Source organism: Streptomyces sp. PKA51, from assembly GCF_057552455.1.
Genome location: NZ_BAAJPZ010000002.1, coordinates 445,984 through 460,892, shown reverse-complemented (window position 1 = coordinate 460,892; position 14,909 = coordinate 445,984). Strand labels below are relative to the sequence as shown.

Sequence of the window (14,909 nt, the reverse complement as noted above, 5' to 3'; positions counted from 1 at the left end):
CCGCACGAACGGCTCAGGGGCGGGGCCGGGCGGCGGGCGTACCCTCCCCCTCGGCGAGGTCCGCGATCTCCGCCTCCGCCAGGACGGCCCGCGCCCCCTCCTCGTCCCCGCGGGCCCGCAGGATCCGCGCCTCCAGCAGCCGGAAGCGGCCGTGTCGGCGGGCCGCCGGCGGCAGCCCCGCCAGGACGGCGGCCGCCTCGTCCACCTGCCGCGCATCCAGCAGTGCCGTGATCGCCTCCCGCGCCAGCGCCACCCGGGCCGCCCGCGACGCGCGGCCCTCCCGCGCCGCCGCGACCGCCGCCGCGACCGCCGCCGCGTACCGCTGCGCGGCCCGCTGCGGGTGGCCGCTCAGCGCGTCCGCGGCGGCCAGGCAGCGCAGCGCCGGCCAGCCGGCGCCCAGCCGCTCGGCCGTCTCCCAGCTGCGGGCCGCCTGCGAGCGGTCGCCCGCGTGCCACTGCGCCACGCCCAGGTGGTACGCCGCGGCCGGCCCCGGTTCCGTGGTCTCCAGCATCTCCCGCCACGGCCGTGACACCAGGGACGGCCCGGGCTCGGGCCCCTCCTGCGTCAGCGTGCCGGTCCGCAGCAGGGCGAGCCAGGGCTGCTGCTCGGCGCCCAGGGTCGTGGCGGGGAAGGGCGTGCCCGGCAGCTCCAGGCGGCCCCGCTCGACCTCCAGGGCGCCCCAGCCCGATCCGGTCGCCAGCGTCTCCTTCGGCTCGTGGTCGGCGTACGGGCGCCAGGCGGCGTACGCGGCGTCCACCGCCTCGCGCGGCAGCGCGGCCTCCAGTCGCCCGGCGACCTGCGCGCGCGCCGCCGCCCAGTCGGCTCCGTGGACGGCGGCCGGGTCGGCGGCCAGCGGCCCGTACGCCTCCAGCCAGGCGAACTCCCCGCCGGCCTCCAGCGGAACGTGCTCCAGCTGCGTCGGGGCCAGGCCCGCCTGGATCTCGGCGTAGCCGCCCGTGCCGGGCTCGGTGAGCCACTCCTGCCAGCGCCGCCCGGGCTCGTCCGTGCCCCACACGAACAGCTTGCGGCCCCCGAGCAGGCGCGTGGAGGTCTGCACCAGTCCGTGCCCGTCCGCGTCGAGCGCCGCGATCCAGGGGCGCTCGTCCGGGGCGAGGTCGTAGAAGTAGTCGCCGTGGCGCTCGCACCGCAGCGGATACGAGCCGTGCGCGCCGTCCGGCACCGGCACGCGCCGCAGCGCCCGCTCCGGCCCGAAGGACCAGGCGGCGTCGGCGGGCGCCAGCACACGGGTGCCCGGGCCCTCGGGGACGGCGGTGTTGGACCACCAGTACACGGGCGCCGGGTGGTGGTGGGGATTGCGCACGCGCACCCCCACGTACAGGAAGTCCGACCCCTGCGGCAGCCACAGGTCCACCTGGAAGGGCAGGTCGCGCAGCCGTTCCCACTCCCACAGGCGCAGCATCTCGCCGCCGTCGGGAGCCGGTACGCGCGCGGCGTGCAGCGGCGCCACCGACAGGGTGCCGTGCCCGGTGGCGCCGATGTTCCACTCGATGCCGCCGGAGAACCAGGCGCCGTTGAGGGCGAAACCGGCCGGCTGGAGGACGGGGTTGGCGTACACCAGCGAGCGGCCCGTGGGCTTGTGCACCAGGGAGTGCACCCGCCCGCCGAGACCGGGCAGGACCGTGGCGCGCAGCCGGTCGTTCTCGACCACGATCGCCTCCAGGTCGGTGGGCACCCGCTCGCGCGTGTAGCCGTCGCGGCGGCGCACCGGCAGCAGGGAGCGCAGCGGCGCGTAGGCCATCCGCCGGGCCATCGCCGCCGGCAGGTCCGGCGGCAGGCCGGGGCCGGGGCGGTGGACGTCGGCGGGGGCCGCCAGCGGCGGCAGCGGGTCCTCCGGGCCCAGCGGTGCCGCGGGCAGGGTCAGGACGGTGCGACGGATGGTCGTTGTCACGGCTCTGTCCGATCCTCTCGCCGGCTCACAGCCACGCGGGGGTGTCCGCGCCCAGCCGGCCCGGTCGCCGGCCCCAGTCCCGGGGACTGCCGTCGAAGGCCACCGCGGGCCGCGCGTGCCGCATCCGGCCGAGCGGCCCCTCGCCCTCGACGAGGTGCGCGACGTCGTCGTGGTCGCCCTCCGGCTCGCCCTCGTCGGCGACGACGCCGTGGCACAGCCAGGCCGCCGTCTGCGCCAGGGCGAGGCGGGCCAGGCGGGTGCCGCCGGTGGCGTGCTGCTCGGTGACGGCCCGCAGCACGGCCGCCGCCAGCAGGTACCCGGTGCCGTGGTCGAGGGCCTGGGCGGGCAGCGCGCCGGGCGGCGCCTGTGCGTCCGTCCCCGGCGCCGCCTCGGTGACCGCGATGCCGCAGGCCGCCTGGACGAGGCTGTCGAAGCCGCGCCGGGTGCCCCAGGGACCGTACGCGCCCCAGGCGCTGAGCTGCCCCACGACCAGGCCGGGCCGCCGCTCGGCGAGGGCCTCGGCACTGAGCCCGTGGCGGTCCAGGGCGCCCGGCCGGTAGCCGGTGACGACGACGTCGGCCGTGGCGAGGAGGTCCTCGAAGGCGGCCCGGTCGGCGGGCCGGGCCAGGTCCAGGGCGACCGAGCGCTTGCCCAGCCCGGTGTCGTCGTGCAGCTCCTGGCTCTCCGGCAGCCACGGCGCGTCCACGCGCAGCACGTCCGCGCCGAGCAGGGCCAGGGTGCGGGTGGCGACGGGACCGGCCAGGACGCGGGTCAGGTCCAGCACGCGAAGCCCCGCGGCGGGCAGGCCGTCCGGCGCCGCGTGCGGCCGGCGCGGGGGCCCGTCGGCGATCCGCTCCACGGCGAGCAGCGGCCGGCGGGCCACCTCGGCGCCCTGCGGGTGCGCGGCCCACTGGGCGGGGGTGCGCACGGCCACGGCCAGCCCGCCCGCCGCGTCGATCAGCTCCTCCGCCTCCGCCGCCGTACGGCCCGCCAGTGCGGCGGCGACGCGCCCGGCCGTGGCGGCATCCTCCGCGGGCCCCCGGTCGGGCACGCCGAGCGCGGCCAGCAGGCGCGCGCGGTGGTGCGCGTAGTTGCCGTGGGTGCGCAGCCAGCCGTCGGTGGTGCGCCAGAACCGCGACAGGGGAGCGAAGTTCGTGGGTGCCCGACCCTCGACGCGGACCAGCCGCTCGCTGGTGAAGGCGGCCGCCACGGCGCCGTCGTCCACGTGCACCGCTGCCACCGGGCCCCCGCCGCGGCGGGCGGCCTGCAGCTCGGCCGCGGCCAGTGCGGCGCAGGTCACGGTCGCCCGGGCCAGCTCGCGCGCGGGCAGCCGGGCCGGGAGCACGCCCTCGGCGCCCCCGTACGCGACGGCGTCCAGTAGCGCGGGATCGCCCCCGAGCAACTCCCAGGCGTGGGCGGCGGTTTCGGACAACCTCTTGATCATCCCCCGAGTGTGGCACTGAGTGCCACCTGCTGGGAAGAGGGCCTCACGGACAGCATGGGGCCGGCGACCACGGCCCGCAAGACGCCCGGCGGCGCCGTGGCCAGCCCGTCGGCCAGCCGTTCCTCGTGCAGGAGTACGGCGGTGATCTGGTCGCTGTAGCGCTCCACCGACTCCCGTTTGAAGCCCAGCAGCGGCCAGCCCCAGACCGCGGCCAGGTACACGCCCTCGCGCACCAGGTACGGGTCGGCCGGGTGCGTGCACTCCACCAGCGGCTCGACCACCGAGCGGTTGGTGGCGCAGCCGCCGACGAGGTCGACGACGACGGTGCCGGGCCGCAGCACGCCGCCCAGGTCGGCCTCGGTGATCACATAGCCGGTCCGCCGCCGGTCGGCGGGCTCGGCCCCGTTGATCACCAGGTCGCTGGCGTGCAGATGGCGGCAGACGTCCGGTCGTGCGGTGGTCCGCTTGGTGAGGATCTCGATGCGGGCCACGCCGTGCCGGGCGCACTCGTCCAGGGCGCCGAAGGCGACGTTGCCGTAGCCGAGCACGGCGGTGCGGATGCGGGCCGGGGTGCCCAGGGCCGGGTTCTGCCGCAGCGCGAGGGCGATCCCGAAGCGGGCGCCCGCCCGCCCCGTCTCGTGCAGGCACTCGATCCTGCGCCTGCCGTACGCCTGCAGGCGGTGGCGTGCACGGTCGCGGTCGACCTCCTCCACGGACAACCGCGCGGCCATGTCGTCGAGTTCGGCGAATCCCACGCCGACCGTGTCCGGCGCGGGTGGCGGGGGAGCGCGCAGGATCCGCAGGGAGCGCGGCCGCATCCGGGCGGCGTACTGCAGGGCGCCGAAGGCGTGGGGGGAGTGCCCGGTGAAGGCGATCGAGAGCCGGGAGGGATCGGCCACGGGCAGTTGCGAGAACCACCGGCGCGCGGCCAGCCGGCTGCGCAGGAATTCGTCGGAGACGAACTCGGGGCACTCCCGCACGAGTTCCATCGCGATGAGGTTCACGCCCCGCTCCCCGGCGATCGTCGCGCGCTGCGGAAGGGAGCGCACATGGGCCATGCACAACAGGCTCGAACCGGGGTCCATGCGCGCCAGGTCGTGGTGCGCGGGTCCCTTGAGTTTGACGACGAGGTCCTTTCCCGGATACAGCGCCTCCCGGGATTCGATACGCGCGCCCACCGCGGCGTAGGCGGCGTCCGGATAACCGGTGCCGGCGCCCGCACCGCGCTCCACGCTCACCCGGCACCCGTGCGCGACCAGCGCCGCGACGCCGCCGGGGGTGAGCGCGACCCTGTCCTCCGAACCGTCGGGGTTCTCCGGCGATTCGTGTTCCGCCGCGATTCCTATGGACCGGAACGGCCGGTGCATCCGCGCCGTGTCGAAGCCTGCTCTCATCTCCGGGCACCTTCCGTGCGTACAGGCGCGCGGCCTGCGATCAGCGGATCAGCGGACGACCGGAGGCGGCCGATAATTCATCATGGCAGCATTGGTGACATTGCGCTTATCGGTGCGGAATTGCCGGGAAATGGCCCGTCGCGGGGCTTTGCCGACGAGCGGGAGGAAGCCGTGGACTTTCCCGTCCGGGCACTGCTGATCGACATCAACGGCACGGTCTTCGACCACGGGATCGCCGTCGAGGGCGCCCCCGAGGCCGTCGACCGATTGCGCGACGAGGGATATACGCTGCGTTTCCTGACCAATACGGAGTCCAGGACGGTCGAGGACACCCTGGAGAGCCTTTCCCGCTGCGGTCTGCACGTCGAGCCGGCGGAGCTCTTCACCCCCGTGGTGGCCGCCCGTACGCTCCTGGCCGACCACCCCGGCCCGCGGGTGCTCGCGCTGATGTCGGCGGAGCTGCAGGCCACCTTCGCCCCGCTGGAGAGCGGTACCGGCAGGCATACGCACGTCGTCGTCGGCGACTGTCAGCAGGTGCTCGACTACCCGCTGCTCAACCGCGCCTTCCGGGCGGTCAGGGCCGGGGCCCAGCTCATCGCGCTCCAGCGCGGAGCGCTCTACCGGACCCCCGACGGCCAGGAGTTCCTCGACACCGGGGCGATCGTGGCGGCCCTGGAGTACGGCACCGGCCGCACCGCCCGGCTGCTGGGCAAGCCCTCGGGCGAGTACTTCGGGCTGGCCGCCGCCTCCACGGGCTTCGACCCCCGGCACACGGCCGTGATCGGCGACGACGCCACGACGGACGCCGCCGGCGGCCGGGCCATCGGGGCCACCACGATCCAGGTCCGCACCGGGAAGTACGCGGGGCAGGCCGCCGAGGGGACGGCCGGGCGGGCGGCGCACACCGTCGACTCCATCGCCGACGTCCCGGCGCTGCTGCACGCCCTGCACCGGGACGGTTTCACCCGTTCGGGTGCTCTGCGGCAGGCGCCGGGCGCGGTGCCGCCGGAGGTCTAGGCTGAGGGGTGCAGGCAGCGATCATGTGGCGCGAGGCTGGTCGGTCCCCTTGAGCGAATGCGAAGACCTTCCCGAGGAGGAGTCCGAGGGCAGGACGTGCCAGTGGTGTCACGGCTCCGGCTACGTGAGCCGGGCCCTGGCGCGCACCCCGGGCCCCGACCCCTTCGCCGGGCCCGCGGAGACGGTGCACCGCGCGGGGCAGTGTCGGCACTGCCGGGGGACCGGCGCGTACGACTCCGCCCTCGACCCGACGCTCGACCGGGAAAGCGGCCGGGACGATTCCGCTTGATCGTCGCGAGGTGGACGAATCACGGTCCCGGGGCCTTCTTTCCGCACCTTTTTCGGTCACGTGGCGCTAATCACGGGACAAAAATCATTGATTTTGCGCCGCACCCTGTGCCATTCACTATGTGGACTCGCACCCACATGTGCGACGCACGAGACCGGCGACCTGCCCGCAGGACGAGAGGCGCACCACCCCATGCACGACACCGACGGCCGTTCCGGCCGCCGTTTCGGACTTCCCACGGCCACCGCGCTGGTCATGGGCAACATCATCGGCGGCGGCATCTTCCTGCTGCCCGCTTCCGTCGCGCCCTTCGGCACGGTGAGCCTGCTGGCCTTCGGCGTGCTCACCGTCGGCGCGATCGCCCTCGCCCTGGTCTTCGGACGCCTGGCCGAGCGCCATCCGCACACCGGCGGCCCGTACGTCTACGCCCGCGAGGCGTTCGGCGACTTCGCCGGCTTCCTGTCGGCGTGGTCGTACTGGACGATGACGTGGGTGTCCAACGCCGCCCTCGCCGTCGCCGGTGTCGGCTACTTCCACGTGCTCACCGGCAGCAACCCGTCCAAGGGCGCCGACCTCGTCGTGGCGCTGCTCATGCTGTGGCTGCCGGCGCTGGCGAACCTGGCCGGCACGCGCTGGGTGGGCGTGGTGCAGATGGTCTCCACGGTGCTGAAGTTCCTGCCGCTGCTGTTCGTCGCCGTCATCGGCATCTTCTTCTTCGACCCGTCCAACCTGGGCTCCTTCACCGAGGGCGGCCACAGCTGGACCGGCGGCCTGTCGGCCTCCGCCGCCATCCTGCTCTACAGCTACGTGGGCGTGGAGTCGGCGGCCATGAGCGCCGGCGAGGTCCGCGACCCGGAGCGCAACGTGGGCCGGGCCAGCGTGCTCGGCACCATCGGCGCCGCCCTGGTCTACCTGCTGGGCACGCTGGCCGTCTTCGGCACGGTCGCCCACGACAAGCTGGTGAAGTCCACGGCGCCCTTCTCCGACGCCGTCGACGCGATGTTCGGCGGCCACTGGGGCGGCACCCTGATCGCCTTCGCGGCCGTGATCTCGATCGTGGGCGCCCTCAACGGCTGGACGCTCATGAGCGCCCAGTCGCCGTACGCGGCGGCCAAGGACGGGCTGTTCCCGGCGTCCTTCGCCAAGAAGAAGCGCGGCGTGCCCACGGTGGGCGTGCTCGCCGCGGCGGTGCTGGCCACGCTGCTGACCCTGATCAACTACACCACCGGGGTGGGCGGCGTCTTCGAGATCCTCGTGCTCGTCACGACCTTCTCGGCCACCGTCCCCTACCTGCTGTCCACCGCCGCGCAGGTGTACTTCCTGCTCACCGGCGCCCGGGAGAAGGTCCACGCGGGCCGGATGACCCGCGACATGGCCCTCGCGCTCGGCGGCTTCGGCTTCTCCTTCTGGCTGGTGGCCGGCGCCGGCTACGCGGCGGTCTACCAGGGCACGCTGTTCCTCTTCGCCGGCATCCTCGTCTACGTCTGGCTGGCCGCCCGCCGCAAGGCGGCCACGGCGGGGGAGCAGGCCGCGGCGGAGTCCGTCGAGGCGCCCGCCGAGGTGCCCGCCGCCGAGCGTGCCGCCGAGGCCGCGGAGCCCGTCAGGCCGTGACGCCGCCGTCCAGGACGAGGTCGGCGCCGACCGTGTAGCCGGCCTCGTCCGAGGCCAGGTGGAGCACGGCGGCGGCGACCTCCTCCGGCGTACCGGCCCGGCCGGCCGGCACCGCGCCGCGCATGCGCTCGGCCTTCTCCCCGGCCGACTCGCCGGGCCGGGTGGACATGGGGGTCTCGATCGGGCCCGGGCTGACGGCGTTGATCCGCACGCCGTCGCCGATGTGGTCGCGTGCGGCGCTGCGGGTGAGCGCACAGACGGCGGCCTTGCTGGTGGCGTACGCCGCCAGGCCGGGCGCGCGCAGGTGGGCGCCGAGGTTGGACGAGATGTTGACCACCGCTCCGCCGCCGTGCTCCCGCATGTAGCCGATCTCGTGCTTCATCGACAGCCACAGGCCCGTGAGGTTGGTGGCCAGGGCGGCCTCCCAGTCCTTCTCCTCGATGTCGGCGGTCTTCGCGAACGGGGGCAGCATGCCGACGTTGTTCACGGCGACGTCCAGGCTTCCGTACCGTTCGACCGTCCGCTCCACCAGGGCGCGGACGTCCTCGGAGCGGGTCACGTCGGCGGTCACCGCGCTCGCCTCGCCGCCCGCGGCGCGGATGCCGGCGACCGTCTCCGCCAAGGGTTCGGCCCTGCGGCCCGCGACCACCACCCGGGCGCCCTCGCGGGCGAAGGCCACGGCGATCGCCCGGCCGATGCCGGTGCCGCCGCCGGTGACCAGGACGGTGCTGCCGGTGAAACGCGCGGTCATGTCAGTGCTCCTCGGAAGTTTCCAGAACGATCGGTCTTGAAAGAGGGTGTGCGGAAGCCGCCGCATGCACCGGTTCGCTTCAGCGCAGCAGGGTGAGGATCTGCTCCGCCGCGTCGCGCAGCAGGCCGGGCCGGGAGCCGGTCTTGCCGGCCACCCGCAGGCCCTGGAGAAAGACCAGCAGCATCCGGGCGAGCGCCGCGGGATCGCAGTCCTGCGCGAGCTCGCCCTGCGCACGGGCCCGGGTCAGCGCGGAGGTCAGGAGCCCCTCCACGACGTCCCAGCTCGCCTCGACCAGGCGGGCCGCCGCCGGGTCGTGCGGGCCGAGCTCGACCGCCGTGTTCGTCACGAAGCAGCCCCGCCGCCCGATCTCGTGGCCGGCCTCGGCGGCGAAGCGGCGGACCAGCGCCCGTACGGCGGGCAGTGCCGGGCCGGGCCGCGAGAGCTCCTCGGTCAGCCGGGGGTCCTGCTGCTCGCCGTAGCGCTGGAGCGCCTTGAGGTAGAGCGCGTGCTTGCTGCCGAACGTCGCGTACAGGCTCGCCCGCGCGATGCCCAGGTGCGCCACCAGGTCGGCCATCGACGTCGCCTCGTAGCCCCGCTGCCAGAACAGCTCCAGGGCCGACTGCAGGGCGGCGTCCGGGTCGAACTCCTTGGTCCTTGCCACACCGGGATGCTAGGTGTTTCGAGAACGATCGGTCAAGAATTAACGGCCGGTCAAGAAACGGCAACCCACTGCGCAATGGGTTGTCAGTGAAATATCACATTACTATGTTACGCCGCACACCCAGCCGTACCTGACGCCACATCAACCCCACCGAGGAGTACAGGTGTCTGCGTTACGCACTGCGCGCAAGGGGCTGCTCGCCGCCGTCACGGCGGCCTGCCTCGCCCTGCCGACGGCCCAGACCGGCCACGCCGCCCCGGCGGCGCCCGCCGCCCGCACCGCACCGGCCCCTGCCGCCCCGTCCGTCCACGACCCTCACGACGACGTCGACCGGCTCGCCGCGCCACCCCGGGAGCAGTCCAGACCCCCCGTGCCCGGCGGCGGCAGGATCACCCCCGGGCACCTGCCCGGCGACACCGCCCCCGGCACCCCCGGCCGGCCGCACGGCACCGCCCTGGCCGGCGGCGTCCCCTGCACGCTCGACGGCCTCACCGGCCTGACCCCCCAGCAGCTGGCGGACTTCCTCACCGACCCCGCCGTCACCGCCGACGGCTGCCTGCGCGGCCTGATCTGGACCTGGGACGCCCGGCTCGCACCCGTCATGTCCCGGCCCCACGTCCAGGCCGTCGCCGCCCGCATCGCCGCACTCGCCCCCCGCCACGACGGCACCGACAACGGCCACCTGGTGGAGCTGTTCACCTACCTCCACGCCGCCGTCTACCACGACTTCTCCCGCACCGAGATCGACCTGACCGACCCCGCGACCGTCGAGTCCCTGCGCGCGGCCGTCGCCGCCTTCGCCGCCGCGCCCCACGCCTTCGACCCCACCCGCCCCAACGCCGACACCTTGCGCGAGGCCCTGAACACCGCCAGCTCCGGCGGGCTGCGCCAGCACCAGCTCGCCCTGGTGCGCAAGGTGCTGGGCACGCTCGCACCCGGCACCGCCACCGCCACCGACCCAGCCTGGGGCAACGCCGCCCTGGCCGCCCTCACCGTCAACTACCTCGGCGTCTACCCCGGCAACAACGACACCGCCTTCCGGCAGGCCGTCGCCGCCGACGCCGGCTACCGGGCCGCCTTCCGCGCCTTCGCCGGCTACCGCCACCTGAAGGACACGCCCAACGCGTGGGCCGCACGCGACGCCATGGGCGAGTACGGGCGCTTCGGCCAGATCGACGCCCTGCGCACCGCGATCGTCACCGAGCTGGGCGGCAGCCTGCTCGGCACCACCGGCACCACCTTCGGCGAGCTCAGCGCTCCCTGGCTGAGCGTCGCCTCCTGGCTGAACTTCTACCAGGCCTGCGCCCCGTACAACGTCTGCAAGCCGCAGATCGAGACCCGGCTCTTCCCGCGCACCTACACCTACGACAAGGGAGGCATCGAGGTGCGCACCGCCCTCGACGCCGCCACCGTCGACCAGCTCTACTACGCGAGCAAGCAGGTCAAGAGCCAGTTCTTCCGGGTGCTGGGCACCGACCGGCCGCTGGCCGGCGACCCCAACGGCACCCTGCACATCCACCTGTACGCCTCGCGCGCCGACTACGAGGTCTTCCACCCCTTCCTGACCGGCATGGGCACCAACAACGGCGGCGTCTACATCGAACAGGGCGCCACCTTCTACACCTACCAGCGCCGCGTTCCGCAGGACTCCCGGCTCACCCTCGAAGAGCTCTTCCGCCACGAGTACACCCACTACCTCAACGGCCGCTGGGCCGTGCCCGGCTTCTTCGGCGAGGGCCCCTGGTACACCGGTGACCTGACCACCGCCATGGACGAGGGCACCGCCGAATTCTTCGACGGCTCCACCCGCGACGAGGGCATCAAGGTCCGCAAGTCCCTCGTCCAGGGCATCATCAACGACACCGCCGGCGGCAAGCCGCGCATGACCGTCGACAAGCTGCTGCACGCCACCTACGACGGCGACGGCTTCCGCTTCTACGACTACGCCGGCACCTTCTTCGAATTTCTCTGGCGCGAACACCCCTCGCTCCTGCGCGAGATGTACGGCTACGAGCGCGCCGACGACCCCAAGGGCTTCGACGCCTGGCGCACCCGCACGGGCCGGGACGCCGCCCTGCAGAAGGGGTACGACGCCTTCCTCGACGAGCAGATCCGCCACGTCGCCGACCTGTACGTCCCTTCCACCACCCACGAGCCCGTCGACCGGCTCACCTACGCCGACCCGGCCGGCGTGCGCTCGGCCTTCGCCGCCGCCACCTTCATGACCCCCTCCGCCTGCACCTCCAACGGTGACACGGGCCACCCGCGCTTCACCTGCACCGGCCGCGTCACCGCCAACCTCAGCGACTCCACCAGCCCCGACCACGTCTTCGAGGACATGTCCGACACCGTCGACTCCTTCATCCTCGACCGCGCGGCGCCCGCCGCCGACAACTTCGCCGACATGAACTGCGCCTTCGGCACCGTCGGCATCTGGTCCGACGGCAAGGCCGGCACGGCCGACTTCACGTGCGAGGGCCCGCTGCGCACGGGCTGACGCGCACCGGCAGCCACCGGCAGCCGCCGGCCCGCGGACGCGTCACGCGTCCGCGGGCCGGCGGCGCGTCCCTGACGGGGCGCACGGGCTAGCCCAGGTCGAAGACGTTGGCCAGGCCCAGGCGGTGGCGGAACTCGTCCTGCCGCTTGAGCCCCTCGAACTCCGGCGGCCGGTACGGCGGGATCACCTCGCACCGCTCCGCGCCCGACCCCTCCTCGTCCAGCAGTGCGTTGACCGCCGCCCGGGCCGCGGCGTTGGCGCCCTCCATGGTGGCCAGGTCGATGTCGACGGCCACGTAGTCGCCGGCCAGGAAGAGATTGGGGATCGCGGTGCGGGCCGCGGGACGGTCGTACCAGGTGCCCGTCGGGTGGATCAGCAACTGCTCGTCGTTGCTCGCCCGGTTCCCGTCGAGCTCGACCGCCGGGTCCAGGAACCACGAGTGCAGCTTCGCGTCGCTGAGCACCGTACGGCCGGTGTCGTTCAGCCCCGCCTTCATCTGCGCCCACACCTCGCGGGCGACCTCCTCACGGGTGCACTGCTTGGCCGTCTTGCCGTACAGGATGCCGGGCCGGTCCCATTCCGAGACGTCCACCGAGAGGCAGTCGGCCACGGTGCCGTCCCCGTAGTCGCGGCGGAAGTCGCGCCCGGACCAGTACTGGGCCTGGCCGACGGCCGTGATCGACCACGGCGAGTCGATGTGGTTGATGTGACCGTGAATGATCGGAGTCGGCTCGGTCAGGTAGAACTGGATCCCCGTCATCCAGTCCGTCTGCAGCCGGTCGCAGCGGGCCAGGGCCGGATCGGCGGCCCGTACCTGCGCGGTCCAGGTCCTGCGGGCGTGCTCGACCGGCATGGCCGAGACGAAGTGGTCCGCCGTGACCACCCGGCGCGCCCCGGTCGCGTCCTCCAGCACGGCCTCGGCGATCCGGCCGCCGGCCGGGCGCAGCTCGCGCACGGCCCAGCCGGTGCGGAACTCGACCCCCAGCGTGCGCAGATGGCTCACCCACGGATCGATCCACGCCTCGTTGGTCGGCGCGTTCAGCACCCGGTCCGGCTCGCCGTCGGCACCGCGGCCCAAGGCGGTGCACAGGAACGCCTCCACACAGGTGGAGACGGTCTTCGTGCTGGCCACCTCGGCCTTGGTCGCGACGATGTTGCGTGTGATGCCGATGGCCAGCAGCTGCCGGTAGTTCGCCGACATCCGGCCGGCGCTGGTGAAGTCGAACCAGGGCACGCGCTCCCACTCCTGCGTCCGTCGGCGCTCGCTGCTGGTGAACCAGACGAGTAATCGCCCCGCGAAGTAGGCGATCTCGTGGGGCGGCAGCCCGGCGAAGGTCTCCAGCAGCGCCGTCAGCATGCGCAGGAACGCGTCCGGGGTCAGGACGGGCGGAGGTTTGCCGATGCTGCGGAACGGCAGGCGGATGTCCTCGTGGCCGATGCGGGCGAGCATCACCTCGGTGGACGGGACGAGGTTGTCGTGGCAGCCGTTCTCGTTGCCCGGGAAGGGGATGCGGCGCAGGGTGTCGGGCAGGTTGCGGTAGAAGCCGGGGATGAAGCGGAAGCCGTGCTCGCCGGGCAGCGGCTTGCGGCCGCCGCGGGCGCTGCCGGGCACGTCCATGCTGCGGGCCTTGCCGCCGAGCGCCGCCTTGCGCTCGTAGACCGTCACCGCGAAGCCGCGCTCGGCCAGTTCGTGGGCGGCCGTCAGGCCCGCCACCCCGCCGCCGAGCACGGCGACGCTGCGCCGGGCGGCCCGCCGCCGCCCGGCGCCGGACGGGCGGGGCACGGCCTGGGCCGCGCCGCCGAGCGCGGCCGTCGCGGCGAGGGCCGTGGCCCCGCCGATGAACCCCCTGCGCGTGCCTGCCGCCATGCCCAGCCCCCTACCGCCGGTAACCCGTCAGGTCCGGCGCGGAGCATAGGGGCGCCCCATGCACCCCGGAAGAGCGGTCGCGGCGCATGCGTGTCCCTCGGCGCACATTGGCGGGAAACCGCTGCCGTCCCGTGGGACGCTTGCCTCACCGGTCCCACACCCACGAGTCGCCAAGGAGTGCGCGATGTCAGTCGAACCGCTCTCGCAGAAGGACGTGGAGGAACGGCTCCAGGAGCTGCCGGGCTGGTCGCTGGACGGCGACCGGATCGCGCGCCGCTACTCCTTCGACGGGCACTTCCAGGCCGCGGCCATGGTGGTGCACATCGCCCAGATCCAGGAGGAGCTGAACCACCACTCCGACCTGACCCTCGGCTACAACACCGTCGCGCTGGCGGTGAACACGCACAGCGTCGGCGGCAAGGTCACCGGCCTGGACGTGGAGCTGGCCCGCCGCATCGAGGCGGTCGCCGACGCGCACGGGGCACGCTGACGCCGGCTCCCGGGTCGGCGCGGTGCCGTCCCGGGAGCCGTCGGGTCATCGGATCCCGCCGGGACATCGGTCCCGTCGGGTCGGGAGGTCAGTTCCAGTCGAACTCGTCCGGGTTCGGGCCCAGGCGGGTGCCGTTGTCGAGGCCGGCGATCGCCGCCATGTCCTCGTCGTCCAGCACGAAGCCGAAGACGTCGACGTTCTCGCGGATGCGCGACGGCGTCACCGACTTGGGGATGACGACGTTGCCCAGCTGCAGGTGCCAGCGCAGGACGACCTGGGCCGGGGACTTGCCGTGCTTGGCGCCGATCCGGGCGAGGACGGGCTCCTCCAGCAGGCCGCGGCCCTGGCCCAGCGGGGACCACGCCTCGGTGGCGATGCCGTGCCGCGCGTGCAGGGCGCGCAGCTCGGCCTGCGGGAAGTTCGGGTGCAGCTCGATCTGGTTGACCGCCGGGACCAGGTCGGTCTCGGCCAGCACCCGCTCGAGGTTGGCCGGCTGGAAGTTGGACACGCCCACGGCGCGGGCGCGGCCGCTGCCGGCGATCTCGGCGAAGGTGCGCCAGATCGTCAGGTAGTCGTCGCGCATGGCGCGGGGCCAGTGGATGAGGTAGAGGTCCACGTAGTCCAGGCCGAGGCGGGCGAGGGAGGCGTCGAACTCGCGCAGGACGCTCTCGCGCGTCCAGGTCTCCTTCGCGCTGTTCCACAGCTTGGTGGTGACGAAGAGCTCGTCCCGGGCGATGCCCGAGGCGGCGAGGGCCTTGCCCGTACCCTCCTCGTTCTCGTACACGGCGGCCGTGTCGATGCTGCGGTAGCCGGCTTCGAGGGCGGTGGCCACCGCGGCGGTGGCCTCCTCGTCGGAGACCTGCCACACGCCGAAGCCGAGCTGAGGCATCTCGACGCCGTTGTTGAGGGTGATGCTGGGGACCTTGCTCACGAGCAGTCGTCCTTACGTACGTATGGAAGTACTTACTCCACGGGTCAA

The 14,909-nt window shown here is 73.8% G+C and carries 12 protein-coding genes; 5 read left to right on the top strand and 7 right to left on the bottom strand.

What is annotated here, in order from left to right:
* Positions 1-13: 13 nt before the first annotated feature.
* From AC27L3_RS04420 to AC27L3_RS04410, 3 genes are read right to left on the bottom strand one after another with little or no spacing between them, the layout of a single operon-like run.
* A complete protein-coding gene (locus AC27L3_RS04420) occupies positions 14-1,909 on the bottom strand; it encodes a DUF5107 domain-containing protein (protein ID WP_487232675.1) in 1,896 nt (631 codons plus the stop codon).
* A gap of 25 nt (positions 1,910-1,934) precedes the next feature.
* The gene (locus AC27L3_RS04415; RefSeq protein WP_487232674.1) at positions 1,935-3,353 is read right to left on the bottom strand and encodes a CoA transferase; all 1,419 of its coding nucleotides are present in this window, start codon (positions 3,351-3,353) and stop codon (positions 1,935-1,937) included.
* Positions 3,350-4,747, bottom strand: a complete 1,398-nt coding sequence (locus AC27L3_RS04410) for a hypothetical protein (RefSeq protein ID WP_487232673.1) — start codon at positions 4,745-4,747, stop codon at positions 3,350-3,352. The genes AC27L3_RS04415 and AC27L3_RS04410 overlap by 4 nt, the downstream gene beginning before the upstream one ends.
* 171 nt (positions 4,748-4,918) lie before the next feature.
* On the opposite strand from AC27L3_RS04410, the gene AC27L3_RS04405 reads away from it, so the two are divergent.
* From AC27L3_RS04405 to AC27L3_RS04395, 3 genes are all read left to right on the top strand, one after another.
* Positions 4,919-5,764: an HAD-IIA family hydrolase gene (locus AC27L3_RS04405; RefSeq protein WP_487232672.1), complete on the top strand. Its 846-nt coding sequence runs from the start codon at positions 4,919-4,921 to the stop codon at positions 5,762-5,764.
* 49 nt (positions 5,765-5,813) lie between these two features.
* A complete protein-coding gene (locus AC27L3_RS04400; RefSeq protein ID WP_487232671.1) occupies positions 5,814-6,053 on the top strand; it encodes a hypothetical protein in 240 nt (79 codons plus the stop codon).
* Between the two features lie 192 nt (positions 6,054-6,245).
* The gene (locus AC27L3_RS04395) at positions 6,246-7,664 is read left to right on the top strand and encodes an amino acid permease (RefSeq protein ID WP_487232670.1); all 1,419 of its coding nucleotides are present in this window, start codon (positions 6,246-6,248) and stop codon (positions 7,662-7,664) included.
* On the opposite strand, the gene AC27L3_RS04390 is transcribed toward AC27L3_RS04395, so the two are convergent.
* A complete protein-coding gene (locus tag AC27L3_RS04390) occupies positions 7,654-8,415 on the bottom strand; it encodes an SDR family NAD(P)-dependent oxidoreductase (protein WP_487232669.1) in 762 nt (253 codons plus the stop codon). The two genes, AC27L3_RS04395 and AC27L3_RS04390, sit on opposite strands and share 11 nt — an antisense overlap.
* 79 nt (positions 8,416-8,494) lie before the next feature.
* Positions 8,495-9,076 (bottom strand): TetR/AcrR family transcriptional regulator, encoded by a 582-nt coding sequence (locus tag AC27L3_RS04385; RefSeq protein WP_487232668.1) that lies wholly within the window; start codon positions 9,074-9,076, stop codon positions 8,495-8,497.
* Positions 9,077-9,239: 163 nt separating this feature from the next.
* On the opposite strand from AC27L3_RS04385, the gene AC27L3_RS04380 reads away from it, so the two are divergent.
* Positions 9,240-11,573, top strand: a complete 2,334-nt coding sequence (locus tag AC27L3_RS04380) for a collagenase (protein WP_487232667.1) — start codon at positions 9,240-9,242, stop codon at positions 11,571-11,573.
* 88 nt (positions 11,574-11,661) lie between these two features.
* On the opposite strand, the gene AC27L3_RS04375 is transcribed toward AC27L3_RS04380, so the two are convergent.
* Positions 11,662-13,440, bottom strand: coding sequence for a hydroxysqualene dehydroxylase (locus tag AC27L3_RS04375; protein WP_487232666.1), 1,779 nt, complete (start codon positions 13,438-13,440; stop codon positions 11,662-11,664).
* A 184-nt stretch (positions 13,441-13,624) separates the two neighbouring features.
* Here AC27L3_RS04375 and AC27L3_RS04370 point away from each other — a divergent pair, with 184 nt between their 5' ends.
* Complete coding sequence (locus AC27L3_RS04370) at positions 13,625-13,930, top strand: 4a-hydroxytetrahydrobiopterin dehydratase (RefSeq protein WP_487232665.1); 306 nt, start codon at positions 13,625-13,627, stop codon at positions 13,928-13,930.
* Between the two features lie 88 nt (positions 13,931-14,018).
* On the opposite strand, the gene AC27L3_RS04365 is transcribed toward AC27L3_RS04370, so the two are convergent.
* The gene (locus AC27L3_RS04365; RefSeq protein ID WP_487232664.1) at positions 14,019-14,861 is read right to left on the bottom strand and encodes an aldo/keto reductase; all 843 of its coding nucleotides are present in this window, start codon (positions 14,859-14,861) and stop codon (positions 14,019-14,021) included.
* Positions 14,862-14,909: the final 48 nt, after the last annotated feature.